Here is a 16,358-nt window from a genome sequence, read left to right as displayed (position 1 = left end):
AAACGGGCGGCGACCGGATCGGAGTCCACAGCAGGCAGCGTCATACCACAAGTGTGAACAAACCAAACGGAAAAACCTAATCAATTACTGCGCGAGCCCCTAGCTAGCTGCTGGGTGGTGGGGGCGGCCCGAACGTCATCCGTGTGCTCGACGACGTGGGCCTGGTCGGCTTCGCGGCGCTCGCCGCCGTCGGAGCAGCGCTGGCTGCCCGCCGGGAGCGGGGGCGCGACCGCGCCGCGTGGAACAGCCTGGCGTTCGGCGCCGGCGGGTGGGCTGCCGGTGAGGCGATGTGGAGCTACTACGACCTCGTCGCCGACAGTGCACCGTTGCCGTCGCCGGCTGAGCGGGGTTTGTGTTGTTCCCGGTGGGCGCAGCTCTCTACCTGATTTTTTCGCTGGCAGTCTTTCCGCGGGAAACTCGATTGCGTCTTGTGCTCGACGGTGTGATCTCGGCACCGCAATCTTCGGCGCGGCGTGGCTGACGCTGCTCGGAACTGGCACTGGGATACCCGGTGGTCGACTTGGCGTTGGTCACCATCGCCGTTCTGATGTTGGTCCGCGCGCCGGCGCTGAAACGCGCGGCGTTGTCGCTGGTGACGTGCGGTCTGCTGCTGATCGCCGTCTCCGACACCGCTTTCGCGTACCTGACCGCTGTGGACGGCTTCTATGAGCACCACTTCATCGCCATCGGCTGGGCATGGGGCTTCCTGTGTATCGGGATGGCAGGAATAGTGAGCCGGCGATCCCCTCGTGTCGAGACTGACACCGCGGCGCATGTCCCCTCCCGGACCACTGCGTGGTTGCCGTACGTACCGGTGCTGGTGTCGGTGGTGGTGTGCACGCCGCTGTTGATCGGCGGGATCGGTGTGGTGTTCATCTCGGCGCTGGTGACGGTGCTCGCGGTGATGATCCGGCAGTTCCTGGTGATCGGGGAGAACCGGCGGCTACTCGTCGAGGTCGCCGACCAGGCGCTGCGCGACCCCCTGACCGGTTTGGGCAATCGCACCCTGTTCTCTGATCGGCTCAGCCACGCGATGCAACTGCGTGAGCGCCAGGCGACTGCGGTCGCGGTCGCGGTCCTACTCATCGATCTCGATCACTTCAAGTTGGTCAACGACAGCTTCGGCCATCCGGTCGGGGATGTGGCGCATACGGGTGGCCGAACGTCTCATCGGCACGGTGCGCGCCAGCGATACGGTTGTCCGGCTGGGTGGGGACGAGTTTGCGGTGCTCATGGAAGGGGAGGTAGAAGCCTCCTACGCGGTGGCTCAACGCGTGGTGACCGCGTTCGAGCGGTCGTTCTCCATCGATGGCCAGTGCTTGCGGGTGCGTCCTAGTGTCGGGCTCGCGATCGCCACGGCTGACGACGATGCGCTCACCGCAGACGAGCTGCTGAAGCAGGCCGACGTGGCGATGTACACCGCCAAGCGGTCACGCTCCAACCAACTGTTCACGTTCACCCCGGACATGGATCTGGACGGGCTCGACGACAGTGGTCTGGAGAGTCCTGTCATGGCAGCAGGCACCGAGTCGAGTCCGATTCTCAGCGAGCTGCGTCATGCGATCGCCCACTGTGGGCTCAGCGTCGTCTATCAACCGAAATTCGATCTGCGCACCGGTGAGATCGTCGGTCTGGAAGCGCTGATCCGTTGGCCCCACCCCCAGCGGGGTCTGCTCAGTCCCGACCAGTTCCTACCGCTGGTCCGTCAGCACGGGTTGATGCGGTCGCTGACCATGGTGGTGCTCGAACTCGCACTCGACGATGCTGCCAAGTGGTACGACATGGGCGTCGGAGTGCCGGTAGCCGTCAATGTGTTCGCCCCCGCCATGGCCCATCCCGGGCTTTGTGAGCAGATCACTCATGCTGTGGAACGGCGCGGACTGGCGCCCGAATCGCTGACCGTCGAGGTCACCGAGGACCTGTTGCTGGACAACGTGGGTCGGGCGAGTTCGGTGTTGAATAAGTTGCGGAGCAAGGGAATTCGGGTAGCTATCGACGATTTTGGTAGCGGGTATTCGGCGTTGTGGTATCTGCGCGAGTTTTCCGTCGACGAGGTGAAACTCGACAGGGCGTTCATCGCACCGGTTTTGACGAACGAGGCGTCGGCGGTCATCGTGCGAGCGGTGATCGATCTCGCGCTGGGCATCACCCCGGTGGCCGAAGGGGTGGAGAATGCCGAGACCGCAGCCCGTCTGCTCGACTACGGTTGCGACGTGGCGCAGGGATTCCACTACAGCACGCCACTGCCCGGAGCGGCGATTCTGAACCTGTTGCAGGCACAGCGGCAGGCTGCGCTCACTACCCGACCGGCATTGAACTGACGGGACCTAGCTAGTGCGGAGAAACTGGTCACCGCGCTGCCGTCAGTTTGCTGAGAAGTGGCTATCGCGGCCATTGACCCATGGGTAGGCTAGCCTGTCGCCTGCCTGTTATTCCCGCTGTCTGGCCGTCTTCGGTGCGTACCGCTCTATGACGTTGACGTCAAAAAATGGTCTGGCCACCTCGCAGGTTGCTAGCATCGTCCGGTGCCGAACCCCAGACCGGTGGTGGCAGCCCTCTTCGCCGTGGGTGCCGGCTTCTCCGTGCTTCAACTGAGCAGCTGGAGCACTCATCCGACGGTCCGGTTCGGCGCCGATCTGGTGATGTCGGCATTCGCGCTGTTCGCCGTGGGATGTGCGTTGGCAGCGGCGCGGCGGGCACAGGGCAGGCGACGCACAGCATGGATCTGCATGGGTGTGGGTGCCGGCGGCTTCGCCGCCGGCCAACTGGTCTGGGGCTATACCGGCCTGGTTCACGGGACGCTGCAATTCCAGTCGGTCGCCGACGTGGGGTACGCCCTGCTGCCGGTCGGCGCCGGTCTGGCGCTGCTGTTCTTCCTGGGTGACCATCCACGGTCGATGAGGCTGCGGGTGCTGCTCGACGGCGTGATCGTGGCCGGTGCCCTCTTCGGAGCGATGTGGGTGACACTCCTGGACAGCATCTACACGGTCCGGGTGCAGGACGCATTGTCGATGGCGCTGGCGCTTGCCTATCCCGTCGCTGGGATCGCGCTGGTCACCATCGCCCTGCTGCTGCTGGTCCGCGTGCCGTCCGAGGACCGGTCGATGATGGTGATGCTCACGCTGGGCCTGGTGTCGATCATGATCGCGGACACCGCGTACGCGTATGTGACAGCAGTGGAAGGCCAGTACTACGAAGCGATCTCGCTCGGGTACGCCTGGGGTTTCCTGGCCATCGCGGGAGCGGCGATGCTCGACGGGCGGACACGGCCGATATCGGTACGGGCCCGGCCGCGGGTTCCGTCGCGCGCATCGATGTGGTTGCCGTTCGTGCCCGTCACCATCGCCGTGGTGTTGTGTGCTCCGGTCCTGGTCCCGACGCTGGGAGCGCTGTACATCGTGGGGATCATGACCGTGTTCGCGGTGATGGTCCGTCAGCTCCTGCTTCTCACCGAGAACCGCCGCCTGCTGGCAGAGGTTTCTGACCAGCTGATGCGCGACCCGCTGACCGGGCTGGCCAACAGGACCCTGTTCCAGGACCGGCTGGACCACGCGATGCACCTGCACCGCAATGAGCGCCTCTCGGTAGGGGTGCTGCTGATCGACCTCGACGACTTCAAGCTGGTCAACGACAGCCTGGGGCATCCGGCGGGGGACGCCATGCTGGTCCGGGTGGGGGAGCGGCTGGCCGCGACGGTGCGGGCCAACGACACCGTCGCCCGTCTGGGCGGCGATGAGTTCGCGGTGCTGATGGAAGGTGATGCTGCGGCGTCCCGGGAGGCGGCGCAGCATGTCGTGCACGCCTTCGACCGGCCCTTCGACATCGACGGGCAGGACCTTCTGGTGCGGCCCAGCGTCGGGTTGGCGGTGGCAGGATTCAGCGACGCGGCGCTTACGGCCGACGAACTGCTCAAGCGGGCCGATGTCGCGATGTACACGGCCAAAAGATCCCGGTCCAGGCAACTGGTCGCGTACGCGCCGGACATGGAACTGCACCGTGGCCTCGAGTGTGTTTCGCCGGCGGCCGACCCGCGGCGAAACGGTGCGGACGGGGGAGGCTCAGCGCGGCTGCTCGGCGAGTTGAGGCAAGCCATCGAACACCGGGGTCTGAGCGCGGTGTACCAGCCGAAGTTCGAGGTTCGCACCGGGCGGATCGTCGGCGCCGAGGCGCTGGTCCGCTGGCCGCACCCGCGGTACGGGCTACTCGTCCCGGACGAGTTTCTTCCGCTGGTCCGTGAGCACGGCCTGATGGAATCGGTGACGTCGGTGATGCTGGACCTCGCCCTGGACGACGCGGCCGAGTGGTACGCCAACGGCGTCGGGGTACCCGTCGCTGTGAACGTGTTCGCCCCGTCCATCAGCGACACCGATCTGCCGGCACAGATAATGCGGGCGCTGGAACGTACCGGGCTGTCGCCCGACACACTGACCGTCGAGATCACCGAGGACGTACTGCTCGAGAACATGGCCGAGACCCGCTCGGTGTTCGCGAAGCTGCGGGACTGCGGCATCCGCATCGCGATCGACGACTTCGGCAGTGGTTACTCGGCGTTGTGGTACCTGCGCGAGTTCCCGATCGACGAGGTCAAGCTCGATCGGGAGTTCATCACGCCCATCCTGACCCAACCGACGTCGGCGGCGATCGTACGAGCCGTGATCGACCTGGCCCACGTGCTGGGGGTGACGCCGGTGGCCGAGGGGGTCGAGGACGCCGAGACCGCAGCCGAGTTGCTCGCCTACGGCTGCGACATCGCCCAGGGTTTCCACTACAGCCGGCCGCTGGACCCCAAGGCCATGCTGGCGCTGTTGCAGTCCACGCGGCAGGCATGCGACATGGGCGAGCCCATGTGCGCCGACGGCTACCCGGCCGAGGGCTTGAGGCGTAAAGAGATCGAGTTGATGCAGTAGCGCTGGTCGGTCGGTGTCGGGTAGCCCTCGCCTTCGAAGACGTGTCCGAGGTGGCTGTGACAGTTGGCGCACACCACCTCGACGCGGTGCATGCCCAGCGAGTCGTCGGAGCGCAGGATCACCGCGTCGGTATCGGCTGGGTCGAAGAACGAGGGCCAGCCGCAATGGGATTCGAACTTCTCGGTGCTGCGGAACAGTTCGGCGCCGCATGCGCGGCACTCGTAGACACCTTCGGTCTTGGTGTCGGTGTACTCGCCGGTGAAGGGTCGCTCGGTGCCAGCCCGGCGCAGCACCGCGAACTCCTCCGGGTTGAGTCGCTCGCGCCACTGGTCGTCACTCAGCACCAGTTTGGGGCCTGTCGCTGTCATGGCTCCGAGGTTACCCGCCGGATCTGGCCCCGGTGGGGGTGAGCGGGGCGACCCATGGCGGGTCGATGCCGTCGTCGAGTCGGTCGTCATCCCTGGCGTCGAGGTAGCGGAACAGCAGCACCACGAACACCACGATCGACAGCAACGACCAACCGTAGGTGATCTTCAGGTATTCCAACGCGCGTCCGGTCGTCGGCCAGTGTCCGAGCAGCCAGCGGTCCATCGTGGTGAAACCGTAGATCGCCATCCAGGCCACCCAGCTGCGGATCGCCGAGTTCGGCAGTACCACGGTCATCAGGAACGGGAACAGCATCATCGAGTAGTAGCCCTGGCCCAGTGAGAGCACCAGCCACGACGTCAGCAGCAGCACGCCCGACGAGGTCAGCATCCAGAACAGCGGATCGCGGGTGCGGTAGTACCGGTACAGCAGCCACAGCGACGCCGCGCCGAGCACGGCGAAGGCCACGCGCAGCAGCATGATCAGCCACATCGGCAGCCCGTAGTACACCCCGTTGCCCAGGATCGAGCTGTTGAAGTAGTCGCGGGTGGACATGATGTACGGCAGCGTTCGGGTGACAAAGCTCATCGGGTCGCTGATCAACGGCCACGCCGCTGCATTGAAGACGGCCGGGACGGCGAACGCGCTCACCAGCGCCCGCCACTGCCGGTTGAGCAGCGGCAACAACAGCAGCGGCGCCAGCAGCGGTTTGACCACCAACGTCAACCCGATGGCCACACCGGCCCACCATTCGTGGCTCTGGTTCTTGTCGAGCAGCCACCGGAAGAACAGCACCTCCAGCAACAGGATCGGCCCGTTGATGTTCCCGAAAACCAGGGTGTTGGTGACGTTCTCGGTGCAGAACATCGCCAGCAACAACGCCGGCGCGGCCACCGAGGCGAGGGTGTAGTTGAACAACCGCAGCAGAAAATAGGCCGCGAGCACGATGGCGAGCGTGTTGAAGAAGATGAACCAGTACCGCGACGCCTCGACCGGCAGATAACCGAACGGCGCCATGATCAGCGTGCCGCCGGGCGGGTAGAGGTAGTGCGGGTCGACGTGGTTGAAGTTCTCGTTGTAGATGTCGAGGCCGAGCTTGAAGTTCACCACGGCCCGGTAGACGGGTGCGAAGTCGTCGGTGATGTAGCCGTTGGTGGCGAGCACGTAGCTGCGGTGGATGACCGACAGGATCGCCAGCGGCCACAGGATCGACCGCAGCACCGACGCGGTGCTCGGGGGAGAAGTGCGGGGCCGGAACGCGCCCATTACAAGATCACGCACGTGCGCACCGTACCCGACGATCAGGGGCGCCCCGCGGCGACATGGCCTACGTCAAGCCGGGCAGAACGTGTCGGTCGGTGGCAACTCGCCCGAATCGAGGTAAGCGATCACCGGGGGCAGCGCGCACGGCGTGTAGATGCTGGCGCCGTGTCCGATGCCCTGCCACATGATCCGCCGGTTGGACGATCCGGCGTTGATCGCGGTGGCCGCGACGGCGGCGACGCCTTCGTTGCCGACGATGGGATCGTTCTGCACGCCGAGCAGCAGCGTCGGGATCTCGAGACCTGTCGGTTCGGGCGGTGCGCTGCCGCTGGGCCAGTTCAGGCACTTCACCATGTCCAACGCGCCGACCCTGCCGAACTGTGGATAAAGGTCGTCCCAGGCGACGACGAGTTCACGGACCCGGTCGGGGGTGGGCCGGTTGAGGGCGTCACTGCACTTGTTGACGAACTGGCCGTCGGTCTGGCGCAGCGACTCCGCCTTGTTGATCAGATCGTTCAGTCTGCTGGTATTGCCGGAGCGGGCGTCGGCGATCGCCAGGGCCAGTTCGTTTCCGGCATCCACCCTCTCGCCCTGCGGATAACCCAGCGCGGTGGAGATGGCGTCGGCGACGCCGGCCACCGAGGCGCCCCCGGGACCGCGGCCCTGCGCCGCCGATTCCAGCACCGCGTCGACGGCGGCCTTGGGGTCGGCGCCCAGCGGGCAGCCCGCAGCGGCGCACTGGGTGGCCCACGCATCGAGGGCGGCCTGCTCGCCCTTCACCCGCTGCTCGGTGGCGGCCTCGGCGGCGATCCCGAGTGGCAGCGGAGAATCCAGGACGAGCCGGGCCACCTTGTTCGGGTGTGATCCCGCGTAGGCCAGCGCCACCTGGGCGCCGTTGCCGACGCCGAGCAGCGCCAGCGCGGGCACGTCCCAGGTGGTGCGCAGGCGTTCGAGGTCTTCGGCGGCGTGCGCGTTGTCGTAGGCCGAATCGCCGGGGGCGATGGTGTCGGTGCAGTTCGTGGTGGCTGTGACGGTGACCGCGCGGAGGTTGGCCACCGGGTCGTCACCGGTCTGGAACTGGGCCTGCTCGAACATCTCCTGGCGGTCGTAGAGGTCGCGGCAGTCCAGCGCGCCCGACATGCCGATGCCGCGGCGGTCCACCGACACGATCGGGTTTCCGGCCAGCACATCGGTACCCGCCCGGGACAGCCACACCGGAAGTTGAACCGACGACGGCAGATCCGACCCGGTGGTCATCACCAGCGGCCCGGCGTCGGCGGGCGTCTGTGCGGATCTGGCGCGCACCACCCCGATGCTGACGGTCCCGGTGGCCCCGTTGATGGGGTCGAGGTCGGCGTCGTAGCTGGCGCACTCCAGCGAGACGCCGGGGACCGGGTCGAGCTGGGCGTCGCTGAACAGCCGCGACGTGCATTCCCGCCACGACAGCTCGTTCTTCGGGGCTTCGATTCCCGGCGGCCCGTCCGACGGCGGTGCGGGCGGGGCCTGGCCCTGGGGGCCGGCCCCGGAGTCGGTGGCGTAGCGCGGGTTTGCCGCAAGGCCGGGTGAGCAGCCTGCCAGGACGACGCAGACCACCACAGCCAGCACGGAGCCTCGAGTGCCCTGGGCACGCAGCAGACGACGCATGCCGACCACAGTACTGACCGGTATCACTGAGCTGCGCCGGAGCGCGCCGGTCCGGACCGGCTGTAGCGCAGGTAGAGATAGCCGTCGTCGTCGGTGAGCGCATGGCGCAGCCGCATCGCGGTGTGCACCTCCGCCGGCCCGGTCACGATGCGCTGCGACGCGCCACCGACCAGCACCGGGGCCACCGTCAGGCACATCTCGTCGAGTACCTCCTCGGCGGTGAACATGCCCAGGACCCCGGGGCCCCCCTCGGTCAGCACGTGCCTCAGCCCACGCTCGGCCAGCAGCGCGAGTGCGGTGCGCAGATCCACCGAGTCGGGCCGGTCGCCGGAGGCGTCGAGGACCTCGGCGAGCCCCCCGAGGCGCGCTTCGGTGTCGGAGACCGCGTCGGTGCTGGTCAAGATCATCGGCGTCACCTCGGTGTGACGTAGCAATCGCGCGTCGTGCTCCAGGTGTCCGGACCGGGTCAGCACCGCGATCGGCGGCACCTCGGCCTGGCCGCGGTCGCGCCGGGACTGCCGCTGCGAAGCGCTGAGCTGCACCCCCGCGTAGTTCTCCACCCGCGCGGTGGACGCACCGACCACGATCACGTCGGCGACCTCGCGCAGCGCCGCGAACACCGCCCGGTCACCGTCCGCGCCCAGCGCCCCGGACTTGCCTTCGCTGGTCGCGCCGCCGTCGAGGGAGGCGATCATGTTGCCCCGCACCCAGCACGACTGCAGGGCGGGAGGGTAGGCATAGAGCTGCGCGAGTGCACCCGGGCCGAGCTCGTCGATCCGGCCCAGCACTGTGAACTGCGTCCCGTCACCGTCGCCGGACATACGAAGAATCACAGCACGCCGTTAAGGTGCCTGCATGCACGGGTCCAGCGATGTGGGGCGTCTGGTCGATCGACGGCCCAGTGTCACCCCGGAGCGGCTGATCGCCCAGCTGACCCCGCCGCCCACCTTCGCCGACGTCAGCTTCGACAGCTACAAGCCGGATCCGGCCGAGCCGTCCCAGGCCGCGGCGGTGCAGGCGTGCAGGCGGTTCTGCGAGCAGGCGGTGCAGCGGCGGGCCGGCAAGAAGAAGCTGTTCGGCAAGCGTGAGGTGCTGCCCGGGGCGGGGGTGTATCTCGACGGGGGATTCGGTGTCGGCAAGACCCACCTGCTGGCGTCCTCCTACTACGCGGTGTCCGGTGCTGCGGGGTTCAAGCGGGCTTTCGCCACGTTCGGCGAGCTCACGCAGCTGGCCGGGGTGTTCGGGTTCGTCGAGTGCATCGACCTGCTCTCCGACTACGTGCTGGTCTGCATCGACGAGTTCGAGCTCGACGACCCCGGCAACACCACGTTGATCTCGAGGCTGTTGTCGGCGCTCGTCGAACGTGGCGTGTCGATCGCGGCCACCTCCAACACGCTGCCGGAACAGTTGGGGGAGGGGCGGTTCGCCGCGCAGGACTTCCTGCGGGAGATCAACACGCTCGCAGCGATGTTCACCACCGTGCGTATCGAGGGCCCGGATTACCGCCATCGTGACCTTCCGCCGGCGCCGGAGCCGCTGGGTGACGCCGACGTCGCCGAGCGGGCGGCGACGGTTCCCGGTGCGACGCTCGACGAGTTCGACGCGCTGTGCGCGCATCTGGCAACGATGCACCCGTCGCGTTATCTGTCGCTGATCGAAGGGGTCTCGGAGGTGTTCATCACCGGCGTTCGTCCCATCGACGACCAGAGCGTCGCGTTGCGGTTGGTGTCGCTGACCGACCGGCTCTATGACGCCGGGATCCCGGTGGTGGCCTCGGGTGCCAAGCTGGACACCGTGTTCAGCGACGAGATGCTGGCCGGGGGGTTCCGCAAGAAGTATCTGCGCGCCACGTCACGGCTGCTGGCGCTGACCGCCGCCGGTCAGGCCGGGCGGACCATCACGTAGTCCTGCTCGACGGCGGCGCCCAGCCGAAAGGACTTGGTCCCGCAGATCGTGAACCCGTGTTTGGCGTAGAAGCGTTGGGCTCGCCGGTTCTGCTGGTTGACGCCGAGCCACACCCCTGCCGCAGCCAGTGTCTCGGCCTTCGCCAGCGCCGCCGACATAAGCACGGCGGACACTCCCACCCCGTGGGAGTCGGGCAGCACGTACATCTTCGACAGCTCCACCGCCGGGCGTAGCGTGACCGCGCGCAGCACGTCGGCGTCGTCGGGCACACCGCGAATCATCATGGCATAGCCCACGATCCGCCCCGCCGAGGTGGCGGTGAGCAGCACCCGGTCGGGGTCGGCCAGGTAGTCGCCGAAGCGAGCCGGGCTCAGGTTCGCGGCGACGAACGCGGCGATGTCGTCCGCGGTGGCCGACGGGGGGCAGGCGAGCGGGAAGGTGCGGGCGGCGACGTCGGCGAGTTCGGTCAGCCGGGATGAGGTGGCAGTGTCGATCTCAACGTCGATCTCAACGGTCAAGCGTCAGGCCACGTTCCACTGCGCCAGTCGGGTGCCGGTGATCTTGTCCAGCAGCACGACGTTGGACACCAGGTCGCGGTAGCAGTCCCACCACACCCCGCCGGTGAACGTCTGGCCCACCCGGGCGTTCTGCATGCCGAACTGCAGGGCATCGGGGGAGTCGCTATTGCGCGGCTCGTAGGCGTCGGCGGTCGGGGTCACCCCACGGAACTGGTAGGTGATGGCCATCGCGTAGGGCGTGGGCACCTGCACCGGCGTGATCGTGATGTCGGCGCGGTAGACCTGATAGCGCGGCGCCCGCGGCGGATAGCCGAAGCCCGGGGGTACCGGCGAGGGCAGGATGTTGTTGACGGTGACATCGGCGACCAGGCCCTCGAACTCGACGCGCAGTGGCTCGCCCAGTCGCCCGATCGGGATCTTGGCCGCCGACGCCGACGGTGCCAGCACAGTTCCGAGCGCTGCCATGGTGGCGATCAGCAGCACAAGCCAGCGACGCATGTTGTGGGGTCCCCTCGTAGGCGTGCTTCGCATGATCGCACACCGGGCAGCGGGGGTGGTGGCGGTTGGCGGTTCGCGGTCAGGACACCTTTGCCTCGGGTGGCTGAGATCAGTTCGTGGTGAACGCTTCCAGGGCGGCGAGCAGTTCACGTTCGAAGCGTTCCCAGTCGATGGCGATGCCGTGCAGCGTCCCGTCCTCGTCTTCTTCCTCGTAGAGCGCGAGCAGTAAGTGCTCGGTGCCGACGTAGTTGTGGCCGAGCCGCAGGGCCTGGCGGAACGTCAGCTCGAGCGCCTTTCTGGCGCGCGCGTCGAACGGGATCAGGGCCGGGACCTCGGCCACCCGCGGTGGCAGGGTGATCGCGGCTGCGGCCGTGGCGAGGTCGATTCCCTGCCCGGCGATCAGGCGTGCTGCCAGACCGGTCGGGTCGGCGAACAGACCGAGCACCAGATGTGCGGGTTGGATCTCGGCGTTGCCGGCGGCGTGAGCCTTGTTCTGCGCCTCGACGATGACGTTTCGGGCCCGGGGGGTGAACCGGCTGAAGCCGTCGTTGGGATCCATTGCCGCGGCGTCGGTGGGGGTCTTCGGAACGAAGCGCTTCTGGGCCGCCTGCTTGGTGACGCCCATGCACCGGCCGATCTCGGTCCATGACGCGCCGGATCTGCGGGCCTGGTCGACGAAGTGACCGATGAGATGGTCGGCCACCTCACCCAGGGCCTCGGCGGCCAGGACGGCGTCGCTCAGCTGTTCGAGGGGTTCGTCGTGGACGTTCTTGATGACGTCGATGAGGTCGTCGAGGCGGACGGGGTTACGGATCTTGGCGGTATCGCTCATGCGTCAACCGTAGGTTGACGCCAACCTTTCGTCAACCTCTGGTTGACGCTAGCCGCGGGGGTAGCCGCGCCGGGCGGTCCTGTCGAGAATCCCCAAGGTGGCCCGCAGGGCGCCTTCGGACACGACGGGGAAGATGTCGGCGTCGCGCCAGTGCTGGTCGATGTCGGACCAGTCGTAGAACGACGTCACCAGGGTGCCTTCGTCGGCCGGTTGCAGGCGGTAGCCGTAGACGTGGCCGATCTGCGGTTTGATCTGGCCGAGGATCTTCCACGCGATCAATGCGTCCTGCTCGTACGCGCTGATCTGCACCGTGACGTCATAGCGCCCCAGGGGGAAGTCGTTGAGGGCCTCGCGGTCCATGTGCACCACGAAGGTGTCACCGACAGCGCGGACGGGGTGGCCGTCGGCGTCCTGCAACATGCCGGTCGCGTCGATCGCGACGTGGCCCTGCGGGTCACACAGGACAGCGAAGATCTCGGCGGCGGTGGCGGGGATGGTGCGTGACACCTCGATGCGGTCGGTCATGGCCCCGATCGTGTCAGGCCGGGCAGTGGTATCGATCACTCGGGGTTTCGCTCTGCGCGAAGTTCGGGAACCCGACATCTCGATGAGGCCGGACAACCGAGTGACCACGACCACGCAACCGCGGTTGTTGCGCCGGGCGTTGGACTTCATTCACGACAATGCCCAGTACGAGATCACCATCCGCGACATCGCGTCGGCCAGCGACGTGACCCCGCGCGCCCTGCAGTACGCCTTCCGGGAGCATTTGGACACCACTCCGCTGGAGTACCTGCGGCGGATCCGGCTGGAACGAGCCCACCGCGAGCTGCAGTCGGCCGACCCGGCGCTCGATACCGTGACGTCTATTGCGGGCCGGTGTGGATTCAGCCATCCCGGTCGGTTCAGCAGCGCCTACAAGCAGGTGTTCGGCACCGAGCCCAGCCGTACGCTGCGCAGTTCGTGAGCGTCAGAGCGGGGTGAATCCGGCGCTGGTGAGGATGCCGGGCTGCCAGCCTTGAGCACCGACGCACAGCAACGGCCGGCCGTCGGGCGCCTGCGCGGCAGCCTGGGGTTTGGGGCAGCGTGAACCTATTTCCTGGACTCCGTGCAGTTCGTAGGCGATCTGCCAGAACCCGGTGTACACCGGCGGCCACTGGTTGGGGATCCAGCGGCACTGCAGCGCTTCGCCGCCCTTACCGCGACCGAATGTGAACCGTTCCATGTTGGTGCAGGGTGCGGTGAGGCGGGCGTCGTAGATCATGCCGGGGACGTCGGTGGCGTACCGGCCTGGGTTGTCGGGGTACATCGGACCGGGCTCGGCTACCGCTGTCGGCGCTGAGCACACGGCGGCAGCGGCGGCGGTCGCCGCCAGAATCTCGCGAATCATGTCCTACCCCTGGGTTGTCTGACCATGCTGGCGTACCGCGAACATTAGCCCTTGCCGCGGGGTCGTCGTCAGGTTTCCAGAGCAGCAAACGCGATCTCGGCCCGCCACCCGGGGGGGTTGGTGGCGGGCCGAGCTTATCGGGGATGTCTGTTGTGCCGATACCGAAGTTACGACCCGAAGCTGAGAACGACCTAATAGATAGATCACTACTTGGAAACAGATCCCAGCGGCCGCTATCCGGTCGGTAGCCGGGCGCCGGCGTCTGCGACGTCTGATTCCGACCCGACGACCGACGCCGCGGCGGCCGGACTGAGAGGCTGGAATGCCGCAGGAGTCGACGTGAAGTCGTAGGGGCCGCGCATGGCCTGTACCGGGCGGCAGTAGGCACACAGGCCGACCCCGAACCTCGGATAACCGCAGGCGGGGCAGATGCCGAGGGTGTCCGTTTCGATCTTGTCCTGCATGGTCGTATCGCTTTCATGCACGTTGCTGACGGAAAGATTGTGACCGAACGGTTACCCGCTTACTGCGGTATTAACCCCGTCGTCAAGGGGATTTCTGCGGGGAGGTCAGTTCTTTTTGTCACCTTTGCCGTTGTTGCCGTTGTTGCCGTTGCCCCTCTTGTCGCGGTTGCCCAAGCCGGGAGGCTGCACCCCCGCATTGGACGGTTGAACTACCGGTGTCGGCGCCGGCGGGGGAGCCAGGGTGTTCGCGGTCGGCTGTGGTGGAGGTGGTGCAGGCGCTGGCACAGAGGTAGTGCTCTCGCTGACGGGCTGGGCGGGGACGGTGGTCGGTGAATCCAGCGCCACCGCCAAGGCTGTCACTGCCAACGCCGCGACGACGCCTGTCGCAGCGAGCACCCGCTTCGTCTTCCGGTTCGGACGGGCGTCACCGGGCAGTGGCTGACCAGGATGCATCGGTGGAGCGAATGCCGTTGCCGTGGAGGACATGTCGAGAACTTTGGTGGCGGGCCGGGGCGCTCCGCCCGGACTGACGGGCAGCACCGGCATCCGGCCGTGCAGGGCGGCACGCATGTCGTCGGCGGTGGCGAAGCGCAGGCCGGGCTCACGGGACATGCTGCGTTCGATGAGGGCTGCCAGTTGGGGGTCGACTTCAGGGCGCGCCGCGCGAAGCGGCGGCGGAGTGTCGTAGAGGATCGCTTTCGCCAGTGCGCCGATGTTCTCATCGAGCCCGTAGGGATGTCGACCGGTGAGCGCTTCGTAGCCGACGACACCGGCGGCATACAGATCGTCGGCGACCGAAGCGGGTGCGCCGGAGAGTCTTTCGGGGCTCAAGTACGCCATGGTCCCGATGATCTGGCCGGTCATCGTGTAAGCCGCCCCACCGGCTTTGGCGATGCCGAAATCGGCCAGCTTGTATTCGTCCCCGGCGGCGGCGCGAAGGATGTTGCCGGGTTTGATGTCGCGGTGCAGTATCTGCTTGGCGTGCGCCGCGGCCATCGCGCCGAGGACGTTGTCGAGCATCAGCCGGACCCTGGCCGGCGGCAGCGGTCCGTGCGCGATCTCGTCGGCGAGCGTCGCGCCGGGCAGCCGTTCCATGACGATGAACGGGGTGCCCTCGTCCTCGCCGCTGTCATGGACCGCGACGATGTTCGGATGGTTCAGGGAGGCTGCAGCCAGCGCCTCGGCGAGGAACCGGTCTCGGTTGTCGGGCTGGGCGTCCAGACCCGGATGCAGCAGCTTCACCGCAACCGGGCGGTCGAGCCTGGTGTCCCACCCGTCGTGAACCTCGGCCATCCCGCCACGTCCCAGCACTCCGCGTAGGGCGTAGCGGTCCACCAATAGCCGTCCGTCTGGCACGGAAGGAGAATAGCCCCGGGGCTGGGCCGCTAACTAACCCTGCGCCGGTGATGCAGCTACCGGACGGCGAGCGCTACGGCGTATTCCGCAGCCCAGCCGGGCTGGATGAGCTCGAGCGCTTCGAGGAGCAGAAACCCCGGCCGGAAGGCGTAGGCCGGGTGACGTTCCATCGCCGAGAGGTGCTCCACTTGGTCTGCGGTGAGGTGCTGGGCCAGCGAACGCCAGCCGTCGCGCAGGTCGCCGGCGCTCAGAGGTGGGGTGAAAGGCATGGCGCGTGTCCTTCGGTGGGATGGATATCCACCTTGACATCTGCCACCGACAAAACAGCCGCGCCGCTATTCGCAGGCGACGCCGTCGCCGTCCCCGTCCAGACCCGAGCGGTACCCCTGCTGGCCGACCAGCAGGGGAGCGGCACCCGCGGCGCGCGCGTCAGCGCAGGTGCCGTAATGGGTGCCGGCCGGTCGGGTGGCGGGAGGCGCGGTGCCGGCCAGCGTCGATGTGGTGTCACCAAAACAGGGCGGACCCCACAGGCCACGGCCGGCAGCTCTGGCTTCGCTTTCCGCGGCCTGGATCGCGTCATATCGACTGACGGGGTTGCCGCCGTAGACGTAGGACCGGGCGGTGCCGGCGCGCGCTGCCTCGACCGAATAGTCCCATCCGTCGCCTCGGACCAGGTAAGCCAGGGTGCGGCCGTAGCTGTCGGTCCGGTCTTGGGTCGGGTCGAGTTCCAGCGCGACACGCTGCCCGAGCAGAGTCGATCTCGCGAACTCGGTCGCTTCCGGGCCCCAGCACCCGACGGTGTAGCCGGGCTTGCTGGTCTCGGGTGTGTCGATGCCGAGGATCCGCACGCGGAGGCGGCCGCGGTTGTCATCGCGGATGTCGATGGTGTCGCCGTCGACGACCCGGAGCACGTCGGCTGTGGTGTTGACCTCGTCGGCCGTACTGGTGGCCGGCGCGACAACAGTCGCCATACCCAGCGCCACGGCCGCTATCAGGGCTGTGAACAGGCGTTTCACGACGGAGCCTTACTGAATCGGCAGCCCGCTGCGGTGGTGGCACCGAGCGGAATCGAGGGCAATGCTGGTGCGCGATACTGGGATTGAACCAGTGACCTCTTCCGTGTCAGGGAAGCGCTCTCCCGCTGAGCTAATCGCGCCGGTACATACTCGGAGGTGGAGACGGGAATCGAACCCGTGTGCACGGCTTTGCAGGCCG

Annotated in this window: 18 protein-coding genes, 1 tRNA gene and 1 pseudogene; 6 read left to right on the top strand and 14 right to left on the bottom strand. The window is 67.3% G+C overall.

Features of this window, described 5'->3' with window-relative positions:
- Positions 1-143: 143 nt before the first annotated feature.
- From WA944_RS03230 to WA944_RS03215, 4 genes and pseudogenes are all read left to right on the top strand, one after another.
- A complete protein-coding gene (locus WA944_RS03230; RefSeq protein ID WP_526608651.1) occupies positions 144-386 on the top strand; it encodes a hypothetical protein in 243 nt (80 codons plus the stop codon).
- Between the two features lie 161 nt (positions 387-547).
- Positions 548-1,132, top strand: a pseudogene (locus WA944_RS03225) (diguanylate cyclase domain-containing protein); the annotation flags it as partial.
- A 7-nt stretch (positions 1,133-1,139) separates the two neighbouring features.
- Positions 1,140-2,321, top strand: coding sequence for a putative bifunctional diguanylate cyclase/phosphodiesterase (locus WA944_RS03220; RefSeq protein ID WP_526370649.1), 1,182 nt, complete (start codon positions 1,140-1,142; stop codon positions 2,319-2,321).
- A 204-nt stretch (positions 2,322-2,525) separates the two neighbouring features.
- Entirely contained in the window at positions 2,526-4,907 is a 2,382-nt protein-coding gene (locus tag WA944_RS03215) for a putative bifunctional diguanylate cyclase/phosphodiesterase (protein ID WP_526608653.1), read from the top strand.
- On the opposite strand, the gene msrB is transcribed toward WA944_RS03215, so the two are convergent.
- The 4 genes from msrB to WA944_RS03195 all read right to left on the bottom strand — a co-directional run bounded on the left by msrB (position 4,859) and on the right by WA944_RS03195 (position 9,001).
- Entirely contained in the window at positions 4,859-5,275 is a 417-nt protein-coding gene (msrB, locus tag WA944_RS03210; RefSeq protein WP_163889969.1) for a peptide-methionine (R)-S-oxide reductase MsrB, read from the bottom strand. The two genes, WA944_RS03215 and msrB, sit on opposite strands and share 49 nt — an antisense overlap.
- Before the next feature lie 10 nt (positions 5,276-5,285).
- Positions 5,286-6,539 carry an arabinofuranan 3-O-arabinosyltransferase gene (gene aftC / locus WA944_RS03205; protein WP_526375914.1) on the bottom strand — a complete coding sequence of 418 codons (1,254 nt, stop codon included), beginning with the start codon at positions 6,537-6,539 and terminating at the stop codon, positions 5,286-5,288.
- Between the two features lie 66 nt (positions 6,540-6,605).
- Positions 6,606-8,180, bottom strand: a complete 1,575-nt coding sequence (locus WA944_RS03200; RefSeq protein WP_526608655.1) for an alpha/beta hydrolase — start codon at positions 8,178-8,180, stop codon at positions 6,606-6,608.
- A 23-nt stretch (positions 8,181-8,203) separates the two neighbouring features.
- Entirely contained in the window at positions 8,204-9,001 is a 798-nt protein-coding gene (locus WA944_RS03195) for a pyrimidine reductase family protein (RefSeq protein ID WP_526608657.1), read from the bottom strand.
- Between the two features lie 34 nt (positions 9,002-9,035).
- Here WA944_RS03195 and zapE point away from each other — a divergent pair, with 34 nt between their 5' ends.
- On the top strand, positions 9,036-10,085 hold the full coding sequence (gene zapE, locus WA944_RS03190) for a cell division protein ZapE (RefSeq protein ID WP_526374762.1): 1,050 nt from the start codon (positions 9,036-9,038) through the stop codon (positions 10,083-10,085).
- Here zapE and WA944_RS03185 read toward each other — a convergent pair.
- The 4 genes from WA944_RS03185 to WA944_RS03170 form a co-directional block, all read right to left on the bottom strand.
- Complete coding sequence (locus WA944_RS03185) at positions 10,061-10,603, bottom strand: GNAT family N-acetyltransferase (RefSeq protein ID WP_526374760.1); 543 nt, start codon at positions 10,601-10,603, stop codon at positions 10,061-10,063. The two genes, zapE and WA944_RS03185, sit on opposite strands and share 25 nt — an antisense overlap.
- A gap of 3 nt (positions 10,604-10,606) precedes the next feature.
- Complete coding sequence (locus WA944_RS03180; protein ID WP_163889980.1) at positions 10,607-11,101, bottom strand: hypothetical protein; 495 nt, start codon at positions 11,099-11,101, stop codon at positions 10,607-10,609.
- Positions 11,102-11,210: 109 nt separating this feature from the next.
- Positions 11,211-11,933, bottom strand: coding sequence for a Clp protease N-terminal domain-containing protein (locus WA944_RS03175; RefSeq protein ID WP_526371768.1), 723 nt, complete (start codon positions 11,931-11,933; stop codon positions 11,211-11,213).
- Positions 11,934-11,981: 48 nt separating this feature from the next.
- Positions 11,982-12,458, bottom strand: a complete 477-nt coding sequence (locus WA944_RS03170; protein ID WP_526371770.1) for an SRPBCC family protein — start codon at positions 12,456-12,458, stop codon at positions 11,982-11,984.
- Between the two features lie 82 nt (positions 12,459-12,540).
- Here WA944_RS03170 and WA944_RS03165 point away from each other — a divergent pair, with 82 nt between their 5' ends.
- On the top strand, positions 12,541-12,900 hold the full coding sequence (locus WA944_RS03165; protein ID WP_526371772.1) for a helix-turn-helix transcriptional regulator: 360 nt from the start codon (positions 12,541-12,543) through the stop codon (positions 12,898-12,900).
- A 3-nt stretch (positions 12,901-12,903) separates the two neighbouring features.
- Here WA944_RS03165 and WA944_RS03160 read toward each other — a convergent pair whose 3' ends face one another.
- The 6 genes from WA944_RS03160 to WA944_RS03135 form a co-directional block, all read right to left on the bottom strand.
- A complete protein-coding gene (locus tag WA944_RS03160; RefSeq protein WP_526371774.1) occupies positions 12,904-13,323 on the bottom strand; it encodes a hypothetical protein in 420 nt (139 codons plus the stop codon).
- A 233-nt stretch (positions 13,324-13,556) separates the two neighbouring features.
- A complete protein-coding gene (locus WA944_RS03155) occupies positions 13,557-13,808 on the bottom strand; it encodes a hypothetical protein (RefSeq protein WP_526608835.1) in 252 nt (83 codons plus the stop codon).
- A gap of 84 nt (positions 13,809-13,892) precedes the next feature.
- Positions 13,893-15,143: a serine/threonine-protein kinase gene (locus tag WA944_RS03150; RefSeq protein ID WP_526646267.1), complete on the bottom strand. Its 1,251-nt coding sequence runs from the start codon at positions 15,141-15,143 to the stop codon at positions 13,893-13,895.
- A 56-nt stretch (positions 15,144-15,199) separates the two neighbouring features.
- Positions 15,200-15,412, bottom strand: a complete 213-nt coding sequence (locus WA944_RS03145) for a hypothetical protein (RefSeq protein WP_163889990.1) — start codon at positions 15,410-15,412, stop codon at positions 15,200-15,202.
- 66 nt (positions 15,413-15,478) lie between these two features.
- Positions 15,479-16,159 carry a thermonuclease family protein gene (locus WA944_RS03140; RefSeq protein WP_526646265.1) on the bottom strand — a complete coding sequence of 227 codons (681 nt, stop codon included), beginning with the start codon at positions 16,157-16,159 and terminating at the stop codon, positions 15,479-15,481.
- A gap of 65 nt (positions 16,160-16,224) precedes the next feature.
- Positions 16,225-16,299: transfer RNA gene (locus tag WA944_RS03135), tRNA-Val, on the bottom strand.
- Positions 16,300-16,358 lie beyond the last annotated feature (59 nt).

The organism is Mycobacterium sp. (assembly GCF_049683355.1).
Taxonomy (GTDB): Bacteria; Actinomycetota; Actinomycetes; order Mycobacteriales; family Mycobacteriaceae; genus Mycobacterium.
This window is presented reverse-complemented; position numbering and strand designations above follow the sequence as displayed.